The sequence below is a fragment of the Stenotrophomonas sp. SrG genome, from assembly GCF_050031795.1.
In the GTDB taxonomy this organism is placed as follows: domain Bacteria; phylum Pseudomonadota; class Gammaproteobacteria; order Xanthomonadales; family Xanthomonadaceae; genus Stenotrophomonas; species Stenotrophomonas rhizophila_A.
Genome location: NZ_JBNBBE010000465.1, coordinates 1 through 256, shown reverse-complemented (window position 1 = coordinate 256; position 256 = coordinate 1). Strand labels below are relative to the sequence as shown.

The window sequence follows — 256 nt, the reverse complement described above, 5'->3', positions numbered from 1 at the left end:
GGTACGCGGACCGCATGGCCGGCACGCGCTGGCCTTCCTGGTAGCCCGGCGGGGTGTACAGGGTGCCCGACAGGTCCACCCCGTCGGCGCGCTTGTAGGTGACCAGGCGCTTCTTGATCTGGCGCCCTTCCGGGGTCGGGTCGCTGAGCGTGGTCAGCGCGGTGGCGGTGGAGGTGTACTGCGCCTCGCCGTCGTCTGCGCTGGCAGCGCGTTCGCCCTGCTGGCGCACGAACGCAATCGGCGGGTCCATCACCGA

The 256-nt window shown here is 71.5% G+C and carries 1 pseudogene; it reads right to left on the bottom strand.

What is annotated here, in order from left to right:
• Positions 1-256, bottom strand: a pseudogene (locus ACQG3P_RS20510) (S9 family peptidase); the annotation flags it as partial.